This is a genomic window from Nonomuraea sp. CA-141351, from assembly GCF_050944675.1.
Taxonomy (GTDB): Bacteria; Actinomycetota; Actinomycetes; order Streptosporangiales; family Streptosporangiaceae; genus Nonomuraea.
The window spans coordinates 5537482-5553145 of the sequence record NZ_CP191982.1; the positions used below are offsets into that span (position 1 = coordinate 5537482).

The window sequence follows — 15664 nt, forward strand, 5'->3', positions numbered from 1 at the left end:
GAGGATCTCATCCCGAAACCAGTTGCCCAGTCAACCAACACGGTCAACCAGCGTGGCCAACGGATTCAGGGCAGCCAGCTCACGCGGCCGTGCAGGATGGCGTACCCGACGAAGGCGACGGCGTCGATCAGCGTGTGCGCCACGACCAGCGGCATGGCCCGGCCCCCCCGCTGGTACAGCCGCCCGAACACCAGCCCCATCACGACGTTCCCGATGAATCCCCCGAACCCCTGATAGAGGTGGTACGACCCCCGCAGCACCGACGACACCGCGACGGCCTTCCACGGACTCCATCCGGCCTGCTCCAGGCGGTGCAGCAGGTATCCGGCGACGAGCACCTCCTCCAGGACCCCGTTCTGCGCGGCCGCGAGCAGCAGCACGGGCACCTGCCACCACACCTGCGGGAGCTGACCCGGGACCACGGTCAGGTTGACGCCCGCCGCCCACACGGCGAGGTAGAACGCCAGCCCGGTGCCGCCGATCGCCGCCGCCAGCAGCGCCCCGCGCACCGCGTCACGGGCCTTGTTCCGGAAGTCCACGCCGATCGTGCGCAGCGACTCCCCGGAGCGCACCATCAGGTAGGCCACCAGCCCGACCGGCGCCACCGTGATCGCGATGTCGACGAGCTGCAGTGCCAGGTCCAGCCACGGCCGCCCGGGCGCCATCGACCCGACGAGCACCGCCTGCTGGCCCTTCAGCTCCTTGGGCGCCGTGAGCGCGCCGATCAGCCGGACGAGCGCCACGAGGGCGCTGGCGCCGAGCGAAACGGAGAACACGACGAGCACCTCGGCCCGGATGAGCTTCGGCGCGAGCACCAGGGGAGGCCCAGGAAAGGACGCGGTGGGAGACTCAGTGCGCATGGCCGCAGGGTAACCGTTCATTGATCGGGTCAAGATAAACGCCGAATTGAGGATTCCAGATGACACCTGCCCCGCACGATGTGCCCACGGCGTCCCAGCTCGTGGCCGCCGTCCGTGACTTCCTCGAGAGCGACGTGCTCCCGGCCGTGGACGGGCGGGTGCGGTTCCACACGCGGGTGGCGATCAACGTGCTCGGCATGGTGGAGCGGGAGATCTCGCTCGGCCCTTCCCAAGCCGGCGAGCACGCGGCGCGGCTGGCCGGGCTGGGCGTGGCCGACGACGCGGAGCTGGCCGCCGCCATCCGCGAGGGCCGCGTCGAGGACGACCACGCCCTCGTCGCGGCCCTGGAGCAGGCCGTACGGGCGAAACTGGAGGTCGCCAACCCGGCGTACCTGACAGACTGACGGCCCGCCCCCTCGCGGTGGGGCGGGCCGTCAGCCGGATCAGCGGCCGGGCCGATCAGTGGTCGGGCCGGTCAGTGGGAGTCGGCCAGATCCAGGTCCTTCACCCTCGGGTCGCCCTCGTCCGCGAAGTACTCGTCGCGGGTCGTCGCGTCCTCACCGTCCGCCACCTTGATCGCCCGGAACAGCAGCGTGCCCAGGGCCGCCACCACCAGGTTGACGATCAGCGCCAGGAACCCGGCGTAGAGCGTCATCTTGGTGTCGAAGCCCAGGTTCGACAGCGGGAACGCCGAGCCGCCGAAGTGCAGCTGGTGCTTGACCGGGTTCGGGATGAGATACAGCATCCACATGCCCGCCACCAGGCCGGCCGCCCAGCCCGCGATCAGGCCGCCCTTGTGGAACCAGCGCGTGTAGAGGCCCAGCGCCACCGACGGCAGCGTCTGCAGGATGATCACGCCGCCGATGAGCTGCAGGTCGATCGAGAACTGCGGGTCGAGCAGCAGGATGCACAGCACCGCGCCCACCTTGACGACCAGCGACACGATCTTGGAGACGTTGGCCTCCTGGGCGTCGGTGGCGTTCTTGTTGAGGTACTCGCGGTAGATGTTGCGGGTGAACAGGTTCGCCGCCGCGATCGACATGATCGCCGCCGGGACGAGCGCGCCGATCCCGATGGCCGCGTACGCGACGCCCGCGAACCAGTCGGGGAACAGCTGGTCGAACAGCATCGGCACGATCGTGTTGGTGTCGGTCCCGACCGGCTTGGTGCCCGCCGCGATGGCCATGAAGCCGAGCAGCGCGATCAGGCCGAGCACGAAGCTGTAGGCGGGCAGCGCCGACATGTTCCGCTTGATGACGTTGCGGTTCTTGGAGGCCAGCACGCCGGTGAGGCTGTGCGGGTAGAGGAACAGCGCCAGCGCCGAGCCGAACGCCAGCGTCACGTACTGGAGCTGGTTGTTGGCGTTGAGGATGATGCCGTCGCCGGGCGCGGGGGTGGCGTCGAACTTGGCCTTGGCCGCGTCGAAGATCGAGCCCCATCCACCCAGCTTGGCCGGGATGTAGATCACCGCGGCCAGGATCACGATGTAGATCAGCGCGTCCTTGACGAACGCGATCAGTGCCGGCGCCCGCAGGCCCGACTGGTACGTGTACGCGGCCAGGATCGCGAACGCGATGATGATCGGCAGGTGCCCGGTGATGCCCATCGACTTCAGCACAGCCTCGATGCCCACCAGCTGGAGCGCGATGTACGGCATCGTCGCCACCAGACCGGTGATCGCTATGACCAGCGCCAGGGTCGGCGAGCCGAAGCGGGCCCGTACGAAGTCGGCCGGGGTGACGAAGCCGTGCACGTGCGACACCGACCACATCCGGGCCAGCACCAGGAACACCAGCGGATACACCACGACCGTGTACGGCAGCGCGTAGAACCCCAGCGCGCCGGAGCTGAACACCAGCGCCGGCACCGCCACGAACGTGTAGGCGGTGTAGAGGTCGCCGCCCACGAGGAACCACGTGATCCACGACCCGAAGCTGCGCCCGCCCAGGCCCCACTCGTTCAGGCTCGCCAGGTCGTTCGGCCGCCGCCACCGCGCGGCCACGAACCCCATGCCGCTGACCAGGACGAACAGCAGGATGAAGACGACCAGCTCGGTCGTGTGCCCGCTCATTTGGTCATCCTGTAGACGATGGTCGTGGTCGTGACGCCGACCACGATGAAGGCGAGCTGCAGCCAGTAGAAGAGCGGGAAGCCCAGCAGGCGGGGCTCGTCGGCGTTGAACAGGAACGTCAGCAGCGGCAGCACGATGGGCAGGACCAGCAGCCAGTTCCAAGGGCTGCGGTCGGTGCGTGGCTGCCCGGGTTCCCCGGTAGTCATCGACCCTCCGATGAGTGGATCAGGACCCGTCTTTGACCGGTTCCTGACGGCTAGTCAATGGAGGGAGGTTAGCTTTACGGAGGTATTAAACCAAATGCCGTTAGTATTACGTTTTGGCCTAAATGATCTGAGCCGCCCGGTGAGCGCCACGCCTGCACCTGGCGCAACTCTAAACACGCCAATGCCGCGATCCCAGCACCCTCGCCGAATGGTCGTTTCCCCGCGCCGAACGGTCACCCCACCGCGCCAGTGGCCTGTAGGGACGCCAGAGCCCGGCGGAAAAGATGACACGAGATGTCGGGTATTCGGGAAACGATCGCTCGCATGATTGCTTTGGTAGCGGGAGCGACCCGCGGAACGGGACGGGGCATCGCGGTCGCGCTGGGCGCGGCAGGCGCGACGGTTTACTGCACCGGCAGGAGCACGAGGGAGCAGCGCTCCGAGATGAACCGGCCCGAGACCATAGAGGAGACGGCCGAGCTCGTGACGGCGGCGGGCGGGACAGGCGTCGCCGTCCAGGTCGACCACCTCGACTCCGCCCAGGTCCAGGCGCTGGCCCAGCGCGTGGACCGCGAGCAGGGCAGGCTCGACGTGCTGGTCAACGACATCTGGGGCAGCGAGCACCTGTGGGACTGGGACACGCCGGTCTGGAAACATGACATGGACAAGGGGCTCCGGCTGCTCAGGCTGGCGATCGACACCCACATCATCACCAGCCGCCACCTGCTCCCGCTGATGATCAGGAACGAGGGCGGGCTGGTCGTGGAGGTCACCGACGGCACCTGGGCCTTCAACGAGACCCGCTACCGGGAGAACGTCTACTACGACCTGGCCAAGATGTCGGTGAACCGGCTCGGGTTCGCCTGGTCGAACGAGTTGCGCCCGTACGGCGGCACCGGGGTGGCGGTCACGCCGGGCTTCCTGCGCTCGGAGTCCATGCTCGACAACTTCGGCGTCACCGAGGACAACTGGCGGGAGGCCGAGGTGGACATCGCCTGGCAGGTCTCCGAAACACCCGCGTACGTCGGAAGGGGCGTGGCGGCCCTCGCCGGCGACCCCGACCGGCAGCGCTGGTCGGGCAGATCGGTGTCGAGCGAGGAACTGGCCGAGGCGTACGGCCTCACGGACGTGGACGGCAGCCGGCCACGGGTGTGGAGCTTCATCACGGAGGTACGCGAGCCGGGCAAGGAGATCGACCCGGCCGGCTACCGGTGACCTAACGGTAGAGGGCGGACATGCGGGCGGCGGCGTCGGCGACCGTCGCCCGCAGCTCCGGCGGATCCAGCACCTCCGCCTCCGGCCCGAACCGGAGCACCTGCGAGTACGCCACCTCCACCGACTCCACCTCCAGCCGCACCGTCCCGTCCGGCTGGAGCGAGGCGAGGGCCTCGTCGACGGCGGCCGGGTCGGCGATGTGCCGCAGCATCCGCACCCCCCGCTCGCTGAGCCGCAACGTGATCACCTCCCGCAGCAGCGACCGGCTGAACTCCGCCGACTGCTCCGCCCAGAAGGCCGCCAGGTCGAACAGAGGGTCCCGGTCGAAGGGCTCCGCGAGCACGGACACCGCGCCGAACCGGTGCACCCGGAAGATCAGGAACCGGGTCCCGAGCCGCGCGGCCAGGTACCAGGTGCCCGCCTTGAGCACCAGCCCGTACGGCTCCAGCGTCCGTTCCCGCCCCTTGTAGACGGCCGAGACGCGGCGGTCGTTCCACACGGCCCTGGCCAGCGGGGCGAGGGACTCCGGCGGCGGGTCGTCGCCGGAGAACCAGCCGGGCGCGTCCAGGTGGAAGCGCTGCGCCGCGACGGCGGGCGCGTCCCGCAGCCCGGGGGAGAGCGCGGCGGCGGCCTTCAGCCGGGCCGTGGCCGCCACCCCCTCCAGCCCCATCTCCCGCAGCGCCGCCGGCACCCCCGACAGGAACAGCGCCTCCGCCTCGGCCCGGTCCAGGCCGGTCAGCCGGGTCCGGTACCCGTCGAGCAGCCGGTAACCGCCGCCCCGCCCCCGGTCGGCGTACACGGGCACGCCCGCCTCCGACAGCGCCAGCACGTCCCGGTGCACCGTGCGCTCCGAGACCTCCAGCTCCTCGGCCAGCTCGGCCGCCGTCATCCCGCCCCGGCCCTGCAACAGCAGGACCAGCGACATCAACCGTGAGGCGCGCACAGCGGCAGCACCACGGAGGACGGATGGTCGGGGGAGTGGAACACCTCGACGTCGGCGGGCACCATCGCGCCGTCGCCGCCGCCCAGGGGATCGCCGGTGCCGTGGTTGCGGGCGATCGTCGGGTACGCCCCCGCCGCCACGTGCACCCTGATCCGGTGGTCGCGCCCGAACCGGTGCGCGATCGGCCAGAGATCCACCGACACCCGCCGCAGCCCGGAACCGGCGTCCGCCAGACGGCGGACACCCTCGCACACGTTGAACGAGCGCCCGTCCGGGTGCACGTCGCACACCCGCACCACCACGTCCACGTACGGCGTGCTCGACCGCACGAACAGCTCAGCCCGCACCGGCCCGATCATCTCCACGTCCGACTCCAGCGCCGCTGAACTGTACACCAGCACGTCGCGCCGCTGCTCCAGCCGACGCTGGTCGCGCGGCCTGGAGTCCCCGAGCAGCACGGGCCCGCCGATCACGGGCGTCGGATGGGAGGGGTCGTACCGGAACCGGTCGGGCGAGGAGTCCAGCGGCCCCTCGACGCCCAGTCCGAACCCGTGCTGCAGGTGCCAGCGCTGCTCCCGCGTCCCGGGCACCGGCCAGTCGGAGTAGTCCCGCCACTCCTCGGCCCCCGTGACGTAGAGCCGCACGGGTTCGGCCCGCAGCCGGGAGTAGTCGCCCAGCAGGTGGGCGCGGAACCAGGCCGACGCGTCGGCCATGGCGGGCCGCCCGTGCCGGGTGTCGACGTGGTACCAGGGCCCGATCGTCAGGTACGGCCGCCGCCCGGCGGCGCGCATCGCCGCGTAGTCCTTGAGCTGCCAGGGCAGGAACACGTCGTACCAGCCGCCCAGCATGGTGACCGCTGCCTCCACCTCGCCCACTTTCGGGGAGAAGTCACGCTTGTCCCAATAGGGGACGGCCGGGTCGGCGTGGTGCGTGAGCAGGTCCTGGTAGAACCGGAGCTGCCGACCGGCCGAGGCCAGGTCCAGCTCGGCCACGGGACGGCCCGACAGGACCGCCCTGTGGGCGTGCCTGGGCGCGGTCAGCACCGCGGCGCCGCCGAAGCGGCGCGACATGCCGTCGGTGAGCGTGGTCCAGCTCAGCGCCGACTCCAGCGCGAACGCGCCGCCCACGTAGGCCGCGTCCCTGAACTGGGAGGCGGTGATCTGCGTGGCCATGGCCCTCAGGTCCGGCCCGGCGTAGGCCGCGACGGCCCACTGCGTGTAGCCGAGGTAGGAGGGGCCGAACATCGCGAACGAGCCGCCGTACCACGGCTGCTCGCGCAGCCAGGCGACGGTGGCCAGGCCGTCGTCGTGCTCGTCGCCGAGCGGGTCGAGCAGGCCGCCGGAGCCGAAGCCGCCGCGGCAGCTCTGGATCACGACGTGGAAGCCCTGCCGGGCGAAGCCGCGGCCGTAGTACCAGCCGAACAGGCCGCGCCGGCCGTAGGGGGAGCGCATCAGGATGACCGGGGCCCTACCGCCGCCGACCGGGTCGTAGTGGTCGGCCAGCAGCGTCACGCCGTCGGGCATCGGCACGGGAAGATCCCGCTGGAGCCGTACGCGTCTCATGTACTTACCAGTAACATATGCCGCCCGCCGTGCGGTATCCCGGGGGCGTCCATTCCGGGTAAGGGCACCCATGGACCGGGCGCCCTTACCCGGGAGCCGCTAGGAGAGCGCCTTGTCCGGGCGCTCCGAGATGCGGATGCCGTTCACGATCGTCGCGCCCTGCCGGGTGGCGAAGCGCACGTTGAGCTGGCCGTCGGTGACCTTCACCGTGTACTGCCTGCTCACGGCCGTGTACGTGCCCGCCTCCAGGGCCAGGTCGAGCGCCGGGATCGCCAGCTGCCCCTCGACCAGCACGTCGAAGACGCGCTTGCCCGGCTGCGTGCTCTTGAGGTCGGCGAAGTCCAGTTCGACGGTGTACGTGCCGGCGGGCACGTTGTCGAACCGGTACTCCAGCATCTTCTCCCTGGCGGTCCTGAACAGCGCCTGGTCGTCGGTCCCGGCGATGGTCTTGGACGTGCTCGACGTGCCGGTCGAGGTGGCCACGTAGCCGTAGCTCCCCGCGACGTACTTCTTGTCGGGCGTCCAGGTGTCACCGGCGCTGTCGACCAGGCTCTTGGTGGCGGCCGCGTCGATGGCCACCTGAAGCTTGGGCACCACGACCGTCACCTTGACCTCGATGGTCGGCTGCCGGCCGCTGGCCGACTGGACGAGCAGCTTGCCCGTCTTCACCGTGCCCGGCGCGACGCCCGCGCTGGAGAGCGTCGCCTTCAGCATCACCTTCTGCCCCTTGGCGAGGTCGCCCGAGGCCGGCGTCGTGGCGAACCAGGGCTCCGAGGTCACCGTGTACGGCGTGGACGAACCGAGGTTCGTCAACTCCAGGGTCCGCGTGCGGGTGGACTCGGCCGGCATCACCACGGTCAGCTCGGCGGCCGACGCGCTCACCCGCCCGGTGACCAGCGCCGTGTCGATCCGCGTCACCGTGGTGGGCGCGATCGTGACGGTCTTGGTGAAGGTGCCGTAGTGCTCCTTGGAGACCACGACGTCGTAGTCGCCGGCCAGCACCTGCCCGTAGAACGAGCCGTCCTCGCCGGTCGTGAACGTGGCCACGTCGCCCACCTTCACCGTCGCCCCTGCCAGCGGCTGCCCGTCGTTGGCGTCGGTGACGGCGCCGGTCACCAGGCCGTGCCTGCTGGCCGTGAACGTCAGGCCCTGCCCGGTGGACAGCACGGGCTCCTCGTACGAGTACAGCATGGCGTCGTCGCCCGCCGCGTTCTCGATGCCGATGGTGGCGCTGGAGCCCTGGTCGCGCTCGCTCTCGATGTCCTTGTACCGGAACCCGATCGAGCCGTCCTCGCCCAGCAGCGCCGAGAACGACACCCGCTGGTCGCTCTCGCTGTAGAAGTTGACGTTGCGCCACTCCACGACGAACGTCCGGTGCGGCGCCGTGCCCGTCACCGCCGTGTAGACCCCGCCCTGGGCGTCCACCGTGAGGTCGTCCCAGTACGGGTAGACCGCGTTGTTCGGCGTGCCCGTGGTCGGGAGCCGGCCGTTGCTGCCGGTGGTGACCCGGTCGGTGGCGAACGAGACGTACCCGTTCGTGCCGATCCACGCCTTGCCGTAGCCCGTGCCGTAGAACGGGACCTGGAACGGGAGCGTCACCTGCTGGGCCTCGTCGTCACCGGCCAGCGCCAGCTTCTCGGTGCCCGCCACGTACGCCTGCGCGCCGCTCTTGCAGGTGTAGCCGAAGTTGTCACCGCGCAGCGGCAGCTCGATGTCCTTGGTCATGTCGCCGGCCACCGAGACGGACGCCGTCGTGCCGCTGGCGCAGCGCGAGGTCGGCGTGACCGTCAGCTCGTAGTCGCCGGCAGGCAGCGTCAGGCTGTAGCGGCCCGCCGCGTCGGTCACCGCGCTGACCGGCGTGCCGGTGGCCGCCACCGTCGCGCCTGCCTCCGGCGTGCCCGCCGTGCTGACCGTGCCGGACACCACACCCGCCGCCTGCCTGGTCATGGTCACGTCCGCGGTCGTGGACTGCCCGGCCGTGATCGTGGCCGATCCCGTGCCCTTGTCGTAGCCGAACTTCTCGGCGCCGACCTGGTAGTCGCCGGGCAGCAGGCGCGGGATGGCGTACGTGCCGTCATCGCCGGTCGTCACGGTGCGGCTCAGCGGCCCGGAGACCGTGACCGTCGCCCCGGCCACGGGGGCGCCGCCCGCGGTGACCGTGCCGCGCAGGTCGCCGAGCCCCTCGTGGGGCGCGGCCTGCACGGCGGCGTACGCGTCGAGCCTGCCCTCGCCCCAGACGTTGTTGTCGGCCGCGGTGCCGCCGCAGCTGGTGTCGTTGACGTCGATCGCGGTGCTGTCGAGCAGCGGCCGGGTGGCCGCCACATTGCCCTGCAGCCCCGGCGAACTGGACCAGATCAGCGCGACCGTGGCCGCCACGTGCGGTGAGGCCATGGACGTGCCGGTGTAGCTGCTGTAGGTGTTGCCGGGGGTCGAAGAGCGCACGTTGACGGCCGGAGCCGCGATGTTCGGCTTGATCTCGCCGTTCTCGCCCTCGCCCTTGCTCGACCGGTTGTACAGGGCGTTGTTGACGTCGAAGCCGCCCGCGCTGTAGCTGATCGCGTAGTCGCCCGGCGAGCCGCTGGTGCGGCAGGCGGGGCCCTCGTTGCCGTTGGCGAACGCCGGGAAGATCCCGGCGGCGATCCACGCCTCGACCGTCTCCTTGTACCAGGGGTCGCCCGGGTCGCCGCCCCAGGAGTTGTTGACGATGTCGGGCGCCAGGTCGGGACGCGGGTTACGGCCGTTCAGGTCCGTGGGCGCGAGGATCCACTGGCCGGCCGCGAGCAGGGAGGCGTCGGTGCAGGTGTTGACCTCGCAGCCCTTGGCGGCGATCCACTTGGCGCCGGGCGCGACGCCGATGCCGTTCGCGCCGACCATCGTGCCCATGGTGTGGGTGCCGTGGCCGTTGTTGTCGCACGGCGCGGCCGACGGGCAGATGTGCGCCGGGTCGAACCAGTTGTAGTCGTGGCTGAACGTGCCGTCCTGGTTCCTGCCGCGGTAGGACGCGACCAGCTCGGGGTGGTCGAACTGGGCGCCGGTGTCGATGTGGGCGACGACGATGCCCTCGCCGCGGTCGCCCAGCTCGTTCCAGACGCGCGGCGCGTTGATCCGGTCGATGTTCCACTCAACCGCGTTGACCTTGTTCTCCGCCTTCCCCGCAACGGGGTCGGGCAGCGCGTAGGTACGGACCGGTTCGATGCTCTGGACCTCGGGCAGGTTGGCGATCTCGCCCGCAAGCTTCTCGCCCGCGGTCACCCGCACCGCGTTGACGATCCAGTACGGGGTGTAGTCCGCGTGGCGGGAGTCGAGCAGCTTGCGCAGGCCCTCCTGGGAGGTCCTGGCCTGCTCGGTCTTCGCCTCGAAGACCTGCTCGGCCTTGGCGTCCTTGGTGACGGCCCGTCGGGCGCCGCTCAGGTCGGCCGCCCCCTTCATCCGGACCCAGAAAGTGGCCTTGTCGTCCTGCGCCAGCCGTGCCTGGACGGTCGCCTCTATTTTGGCGGGGTCCGGCGCCGCGTGGGCCGCGGCCTGCGGGACGGATAAGCCTGCGACGACGACGATCCCGGTCAGGATCGACCGCCAGCGGGGGGTTTTGGGCACGCGCCTCTCCTTCGAGACTTTCGAGACTGGTGATCTTTACGCCTCTGTCGAGAAGCGTGAAGAGATCTTGTCCGGAAAGCAAGAGGTGACGTGAAATGTAACGTGACTGGCGGAAATGTAATCTGGTCAGCTGAAATATCGCCACATGGCCGACCAGGGCCCAAACTAGATCCTTTCGGACCCCTTCGTCGCCGGCCGATAGCCGAACTGCTTCATGATCGCCAGGAAGTACGCCTTGATCTGCTCGGCGCCCTCGTCGTCGGGATGCCCGCCGAGATGGCCCATCACCGCGCTGCTCAGGACCTCCTGCACCACGTCGACGTCGGCGTCCGCCGGGAGCTCCCCGCGGTCCTGGGCCAGGCGGAGCGCGTCGCGCACGACCGCCGCCCGCCGCCCCGCGTTGGCCTCCCGGTACGCCCTCATCAGCTCGGGATGATCGTCGACCGCGCCGAAGACCCGGCGCAGCAGGACCCGGTTGCGCGGCTCGGACAGATGCGCCGCCCAGTCGCCGAACATGTGGTCGAGGTCGCGCCAGCCGATGAAATCGGGGTCGTTGTCGTGGTTGGCCCACTGCAGGGCCCGTACGAGCAGCGCGGTCTTGTCGGCGTACCTGCGGTAGACCGTCGCCCTCGTCACGCCGGCCCGCCTGGCGACCTGCTCGATGCTGGTCTGGGCCACGCCGTACTCGATGAGCAGGTCGAGCGCGGCCGTGAGGATGGCCAGATCGGCCTCCTGGCTGCGTGGCCGTCCAGCCGGCCGCGGTGCGCGCGTGCCGGTCATGCCGAGGTCGTCGGTCGTCATCATGCCTGGCGGGTCACCATCTTGTCGTAGAGGCGGTCCGGCAGGAGTCTATTGACCCACAGCAGCAGATCGGCCAGATAGCCGACGGCGTAGCGGGGCTTCGGGTCGCGCGCGGCCACGATCCGGGCGACGGCCTGGCCCACCACGCGGGGATCGGACGCCTTGCTGCCCGGCCCGAACCCCTCCTCGGCCCGCCGCGCCATCCACTCCGCGACCTGCGCGTACGGCCCGTGCCCGGAGATCTCCCGCAGCTGGCGCGGCGTGTCGCCCTCGAACTCGGTCTTGATGATCCCGGGCTGCACCACCACGACATGCACGCCGAACCGGGCGACCTCCTGCCTGAGCGAGTCCGAGTACGCCTCCAGCGCGTGCTTGGAGGCGTGGTACCAGGCGCCCATCGGGAGAGAGATCTCGCCGGCGATCGAGGAGATGTTGACGATCGTGCCCGAACGCCGCTCGCGCATCCGCGGCAGCACGAGCTGGGTCAACCGGGCCAGGCCGAACAGGTTGACCTCGAACACCTGCCTGGCGCGCTCCAGCGGCACCTCCTCGGTGGCGCCGTGCACGGCTGTGCCCGCGTTGTTCACCAGCACGTCGATGCGCTGGTGCTGGTCGAGGATGGTCCGCACGGCGCGGTCGAGGTCGGCGTCGCTGGTGACGTCCGCGCCGATCGGGTGGCCGCCGGCGGACCGGATGACGTCCATCTTCTCCACCCGGCGCGCCAGACCGTAGACGGTGTGGCCCGCGCGCAGCAGCTCCAGGGCGGTGGCGCGGCCGATCCCGGACGACGCGCCCGTGACGAGGCAGACTTTGCCGTTCATCGCGCCACATCCCAGGTGACGGGGAGGCTGTGCACCCCGTAGATGAGCATGTCCGTACGGAGCGGCACCTCGCCCGGCTCGACGGCCAGCCGCAGCGACGGGAACCTCCTGAACAGCGCCGGATAGCCCGCCTGCATCTCCACCCTGGCCAGCTGCTGGCCGAGGCACTGGTGCACGCCGTGGCCGAAGCCCACGTGCCCGCCGGTGTCCCGGCGCAGGTCGAGGACGTCGGGGTCGGGGAAACGGCGCGGGTCGCGGTTGGCTGACGGGATGGAGACGGTGACCGTCTCGCCCTTTCTGACCAGCTCGCCGCCGAGTTCGACGTCCTCCAGCGCCGTACGCACCAGGAAGGGGATGATGCTGAGGTAGCGCAGCAGCTCCTCCACCACCTGCTCCGCCCGCTCCGGCTCGTCGCGCAGGACGGTCAGCTGATCGGGGTGGCGCAGCAGCGCGAACGTGCCCAGCGCGAGCATGTTCGCCGTCGTGTCGAGGCCGGCGCCCAGCAGCATGAACCCGATGTTGGCCAGTTCCTCGTCGGTCAGGTCGCTCTTGGTGAGGCCGCTCAGCATGTCGTCGGTGGGCTCGGCCCGCTTGGCCGGCACCAGCTCGCGCATGTGCGCCTGCATCGCCAGGAACGCGGAGATCTTCTCCTCCTGCGGCAGGTCCGGCCGCATGAGCTTGACGCCCTCGGCCATGAAGCGGGCCCTGTCCTGGTCAGGGACGCCGAGCAGCTCGCAGATCACCACCGCCGGGACCGGCGCCGCGAACGTCTGCACCAGGTCGGCCGGAGGCCCCTGGCGCTCCATGAGGTCCAGCTGCTCCTTGGTGATCTCCTCTATGCGCTCGGCGAGCAGGCGCATCCTGCGCACGGTGAACTCGCCGGTGAGCAGGTGGCGGTAGCGGGTGTGCTCGGGCGGGTCCATCCCGACGAACATCCCGGGAGGCGAGGGCTGGGCCGCGCTGGTGCTCGCGATGGGGATGTGCCGCAGCTCGGAGCGGGCGCTGAAGCGCCGGTCGGCCAGCACCTCGCGCACCAGCGCGTGGCTGGTGACGAGCCAGCCCCGGTGGCCGTCGGGGTAGGCCAGACGGGCTATGGGGCGGGTCTCGCGCAGCTTGTTGAGGTCGTCGGGCGGGTCGAACGGGGTGGGCCGATCGGTGGGGAGGCTGATCGCCTCGGTCTCGGTCATCTCGGATCTCCTTTCAATGAATACAGTACAGCTCTGTATTGAAAGTCGCGGGCTCGGGGTGGCGGAGGAGGGATTCGCGTTGCGCGATCATGGTCCGGCGGTTAATCTGTGTCCATGCGAACTCACGCCCGGCTTCAGTGGTGGCGCCGCTCCTAGGCGGCGTGTGTTTCGCATTCCTGAACGGACGGCCGCCCCGGATGGCGGCCTTTCTCGTGTCCGCCCCCGGGGCTCGATCATTTGACGTGGTAAAGGGGCAGGACGTGGAGACGAGCGGATATACCACCGCCGGGGGCATCGGGGTGGAGCGCGAAGCGCGCGAGGTGGACGAGGCCGCGCTGGAAGAGATCGTGACCGCCCTCGGGACCAGGCGCGGTGGTGCGTTCTCCTCGGGCATGGACTACCCGGGCCGCTACAGCCGATGGGCGTTCGGCTACGTCGATCCGTGCCTGGAGCTGGTCGCCAAGGGCCGCACCATCTCGGCCACCGCGCTCAACGAACGCGGCCGGGTCGTGCTGCCCGCCGTCGCCTCCTGCCTGCTGGCCGCGGGCAAGCCGGTCGCCGAGCCCACCCCCGACCACATCGCGGTGCACGTACCGGAGCCGAGCAGCGATCCAGGGGACCTGCTGCCGGAGGAGATGCGCAGCAGAAGGCCCACCGTGTTCACCGCGATCCGTGAGGTCATCGCCGCCTTCAAGGGCGACGACCCGCACCTGGGCCTGTACGGCTCGTTCGGCTACGACCTGGCCTTCCAGTTCGAGCCCATCAGGCAGGAGCTCGTCCGCCCCGACGACCAGCGAGACCTCGTCCTCCACCTGCCCGACCGGCTCGTCGTGATCGACCGGCAGCGCGAGACCAGCGTCGAATACCGCTACGAGTTCACCGTCGACGGCGCCACCACCCGCGGCCTGGAGCGCACCGGCGCCGCCGCCGAGCCCGTCACCCCCGGCGAGCTGCCCAAGGACCCGGAGAAGGGCGAGTACGCCAAGGTCGTCGCCGCCGCCAAGGAGCGGTTCAAGCGCGGCGACCTGTTCGAGGTCGTGCCCGGCCAGGTCTTCCACGCCACCTGCGCCGACCCGGCCGCCTTCTACCGCGGCCTGCGGCACAGCAACCCCGCGCCGTACGAGTTCATCATCAGCCTCGGCGAGGGCGAGCACCTGGTCGGCGCCTCGCCCGAGATGTACGTCAGGGTCACCGGCGACCGGGTCGAGACCTGCCCCATCTCCGGCACCATCGCCCGCGGCAGCAACCCGGTCGAGGACGCCGAGGCGATCCGCACCCTCCTGTCCAGCGTCAAGGAGGAGTCGGAGCTGACCATGTGCACCGACGTCGACCGCAACGACAAGTCGCGCATCTGCGTCCCGGGCACCGTCAAGGTCATCGGCCGCCGCCAGATCGAGCTCTACTCCCGCCTGATCCACACCGTCGACCACATCGAGGGGCGGCTTCGGCCCGAGTTCGACGCGCTCGACGCGTTCCTCACCCATATGTGGGCCGTCACGGTCACCGGCGCGCCCAAGACGTGGGCCATGCAGTTCATCGAGGACCACGAGGCCACCACCCGCAGGTGGTACGGCGGCGCCATCGGCTTCATCGGCTTCGACGGCTCCATGAACACCGGCCTGACCCTGCGTACCGCGCAGATCAAACACGGCGTGGCGACCGTGCGGGCCGGGGCCACGCTGCTGTTCGACTCCGACCCCGAGTCGGAGGAGCGCGAGACCGAGCTCAAGGCCAGCGCCCTGCTCGGCGCCCTGGCCGCGGTCAACAGCCCGGGCTCCGTGCCGGTCCCCGAGCCCAGGCCGCAGCCGGGCCAGGGCATGAAGGTGCTGCTCGTCGACCACGAGGACTCCTTCGTCAACACGCTGGCCGACTACTTCCGGCAGGAAGGCGCCGACGTGGTGACGCTGCGCCACGGCTTCCCGCCCCACATGATCGACGGCATCGCGCCCGACCTGGTGGTGCTCTCGCCCGGGCCGGGCTGGCCGTCCGACTTCGGCATCTCGGCGCTGCTCGACCAGATCTACGCCCGCGACCTGCCGGTGTTCGGCGTATGCCTGGGGCTGCAGGCCATGGTCGAGCAGGCAGGCGGCACGCTTGAGTTGCTGGACTACCCTGAGCACGGCAAGCGCGGCCAGGTCTCCAGGGTCGCCGGCAGCGCGCTGCTGGAGGGGCTGCCCGAGGAGTTCACCGCGGCCCGCTACCACTCGCTGCACGCCAAGCGGCCCGGCGTCGTCGGGTTCACGGCGACCGCGCTCACGCCCGACGGCAACGTCATGGCCATCGAGGACGTCGAGCGGCGGCGCTTCGGCGTGCAGTTCCACCCCGAGTCGATCCTCACGCAGGAGGGCGGCGCGGGCGCGAAGATCATCGCGAACGTGCTCCGCCTGTGCCGCAAGTAAGCGGC

At 70.4% G+C, this 15664-nt stretch carries 12 protein-coding genes; 3 read left to right on the forward strand and 9 right to left on the reverse strand.

Annotated elements, in window-relative coordinates; all coding sequences use genetic code 11:
- Positions 1-65 precede the first annotated feature (65 nt).
- Positions 66-860 (reverse strand): CPBP family intramembrane glutamic endopeptidase, encoded by a 795-nt coding sequence (locus ACQPWU_RS26090; RefSeq protein ID WP_433444341.1) that lies wholly within the window; start codon positions 858-860, stop codon positions 66-68.
- Between the two features lie 59 nt (positions 861-919).
- Between ACQPWU_RS26090 and ACQPWU_RS26095 the strand changes: the two genes are divergently transcribed.
- Entirely contained in the window at positions 920-1264 is a 345-nt protein-coding gene (locus tag ACQPWU_RS26095) for a DUF6285 domain-containing protein (RefSeq protein ID WP_360709991.1), read from the forward strand.
- Between the two features lie 71 nt (positions 1265-1335).
- Here the strand turns inward: ACQPWU_RS26095 and mctP are convergent, their stop codons facing one another.
- Together mctP and ACQPWU_RS26105 are read right to left on the reverse strand one after the other, a co-directional pair.
- Positions 1336-2931 (reverse strand): monocarboxylate uptake permease MctP, encoded by a 1596-nt coding sequence (mctP, locus tag ACQPWU_RS26100; protein WP_433444342.1) that lies wholly within the window; start codon positions 2929-2931, stop codon positions 1336-1338.
- Positions 2928-3137 (reverse strand): DUF3311 domain-containing protein, encoded by a 210-nt coding sequence (locus ACQPWU_RS26105; protein WP_433444343.1) that lies wholly within the window; start codon positions 3135-3137, stop codon positions 2928-2930. The genes mctP and ACQPWU_RS26105 overlap by 4 nt, the downstream gene beginning before the upstream one ends.
- 324 nt (positions 3138-3461) lie before the next feature.
- Between ACQPWU_RS26105 and ACQPWU_RS26110 the strand changes: the two genes are divergently transcribed.
- Positions 3462-4352 (forward strand): SDR family oxidoreductase, encoded by an 891-nt coding sequence (locus ACQPWU_RS26110; protein WP_433444344.1) that lies wholly within the window; start codon positions 3462-3464, stop codon positions 4350-4352.
- 1 nt (position 4353) lies between these two features.
- Here the strand turns inward: ACQPWU_RS26110 and ACQPWU_RS26115 are convergent, their stop codons facing one another.
- The 6 genes from ACQPWU_RS26115 to ACQPWU_RS26140 all read right to left on the reverse strand — a co-directional run bounded on the left by ACQPWU_RS26115 (position 4354) and on the right by ACQPWU_RS26140 (position 13260).
- A complete protein-coding gene (locus ACQPWU_RS26115) occupies positions 4354-5295 on the reverse strand; it encodes a helix-turn-helix transcriptional regulator (protein ID WP_433444345.1) in 942 nt (313 codons plus the stop codon).
- Entirely contained in the window at positions 5277-6857 is a 1581-nt protein-coding gene (locus ACQPWU_RS26120; RefSeq protein WP_433444346.1) for a CocE/NonD family hydrolase, read from the reverse strand. The genes ACQPWU_RS26115 and ACQPWU_RS26120 overlap by 19 nt, the downstream gene beginning before the upstream one ends.
- 99 nt (positions 6858-6956) lie before the next feature.
- The gene (locus ACQPWU_RS26125) at positions 6957-10451 is read right to left on the reverse strand and encodes a S8 family serine peptidase (RefSeq protein ID WP_433444347.1); all 3495 of its coding nucleotides are present in this window, start codon (positions 10449-10451) and stop codon (positions 6957-6959) included.
- Positions 10452-10616: 165 nt separating this feature from the next.
- Positions 10617-11255, reverse strand: coding sequence for a TetR/AcrR family transcriptional regulator (locus ACQPWU_RS26130; RefSeq protein ID WP_433444348.1), 639 nt, complete (start codon positions 11253-11255; stop codon positions 10617-10619).
- Positions 11252-12073 carry an oxidoreductase gene (locus ACQPWU_RS26135; RefSeq protein WP_433444349.1) on the reverse strand — a complete coding sequence of 274 codons (822 nt, stop codon included), beginning with the start codon at positions 12071-12073 and terminating at the stop codon, positions 11252-11254. The genes ACQPWU_RS26130 and ACQPWU_RS26135 overlap by 4 nt, the downstream gene beginning before the upstream one ends.
- On the reverse strand, positions 12070-13260 hold the full coding sequence (locus ACQPWU_RS26140) for a cytochrome P450 (protein ID WP_433444350.1): 1191 nt from the start codon (positions 13258-13260) through the stop codon (positions 12070-12072). Before ACQPWU_RS26140 ends, ACQPWU_RS26135 begins: the two co-directional genes overlap by 4 nt.
- Before the next feature lie 260 nt (positions 13261-13520).
- Between ACQPWU_RS26140 and ACQPWU_RS26145 the strand changes: the two genes are divergently transcribed.
- Positions 13521-15659: an anthranilate synthase component I gene (locus ACQPWU_RS26145; protein WP_433444351.1), complete on the forward strand. Its 2139-nt coding sequence runs from the start codon at positions 13521-13523 to the stop codon at positions 15657-15659.
- Positions 15660-15664 lie beyond the last annotated feature (5 nt).

What these genes read in the sequence shown, in the direction of transcription:
- ACQPWU_RS26130 (WP_433444348.1), bottom strand. Translation starts at nt 11,255, where the DNA reads ATGATGACGACCGACGACCTCGGCATGACCGGCACGCGCGCACCGCGG.
- ACQPWU_RS26140 (WP_433444350.1), bottom strand. Translation starts at nt 13,260, where the DNA reads ATGACCGAGACCGAGGCGATCAGCCTCCCCACCGATCGGCCCACCCCG.
- mctP (WP_433444342.1), bottom strand. Translation starts at nt 2,931, where the DNA reads ATGAGCGGGCACACGACCGAGCTGGTCGTCTTCATCCTGCTGTTCGTC.
- ACQPWU_RS26135 (WP_433444349.1), bottom strand. Translation starts at nt 12,073, where the DNA reads ATGAACGGCAAAGTCTGCCTCGTCACGGGCGCGTCGTCCGGGATCGGC.
- ACQPWU_RS26110 (WP_433444344.1), top strand. Translation starts at nt 3,462, where the DNA reads ATGATTGCTTTGGTAGCGGGAGCGACCCGCGGAACGGGACGGGGCATC.
- ACQPWU_RS26120 (WP_433444346.1), bottom strand. Translation starts at nt 6,857, where the DNA reads ATGAGACGCGTACGGCTCCAGCGGGATCTTCCCGTGCCGATGCCCGAC.
- ACQPWU_RS26090 (WP_433444341.1), bottom strand. Translation starts at nt 860, where the DNA reads ATGCGCACTGAGTCTCCCACCGCGTCCTTTCCTGGGCCTCCCCTGGTG.
- ACQPWU_RS26095 (WP_360709991.1), top strand. Translation starts at nt 920, where the DNA reads ATGACACCTGCCCCGCACGATGTGCCCACGGCGTCCCAGCTCGTGGCC.
- ACQPWU_RS26105 (WP_433444343.1), bottom strand. Translation starts at nt 3,137, where the DNA reads ATGACTACCGGGGAACCCGGGCAGCCACGCACCGACCGCAGCCCTTGG.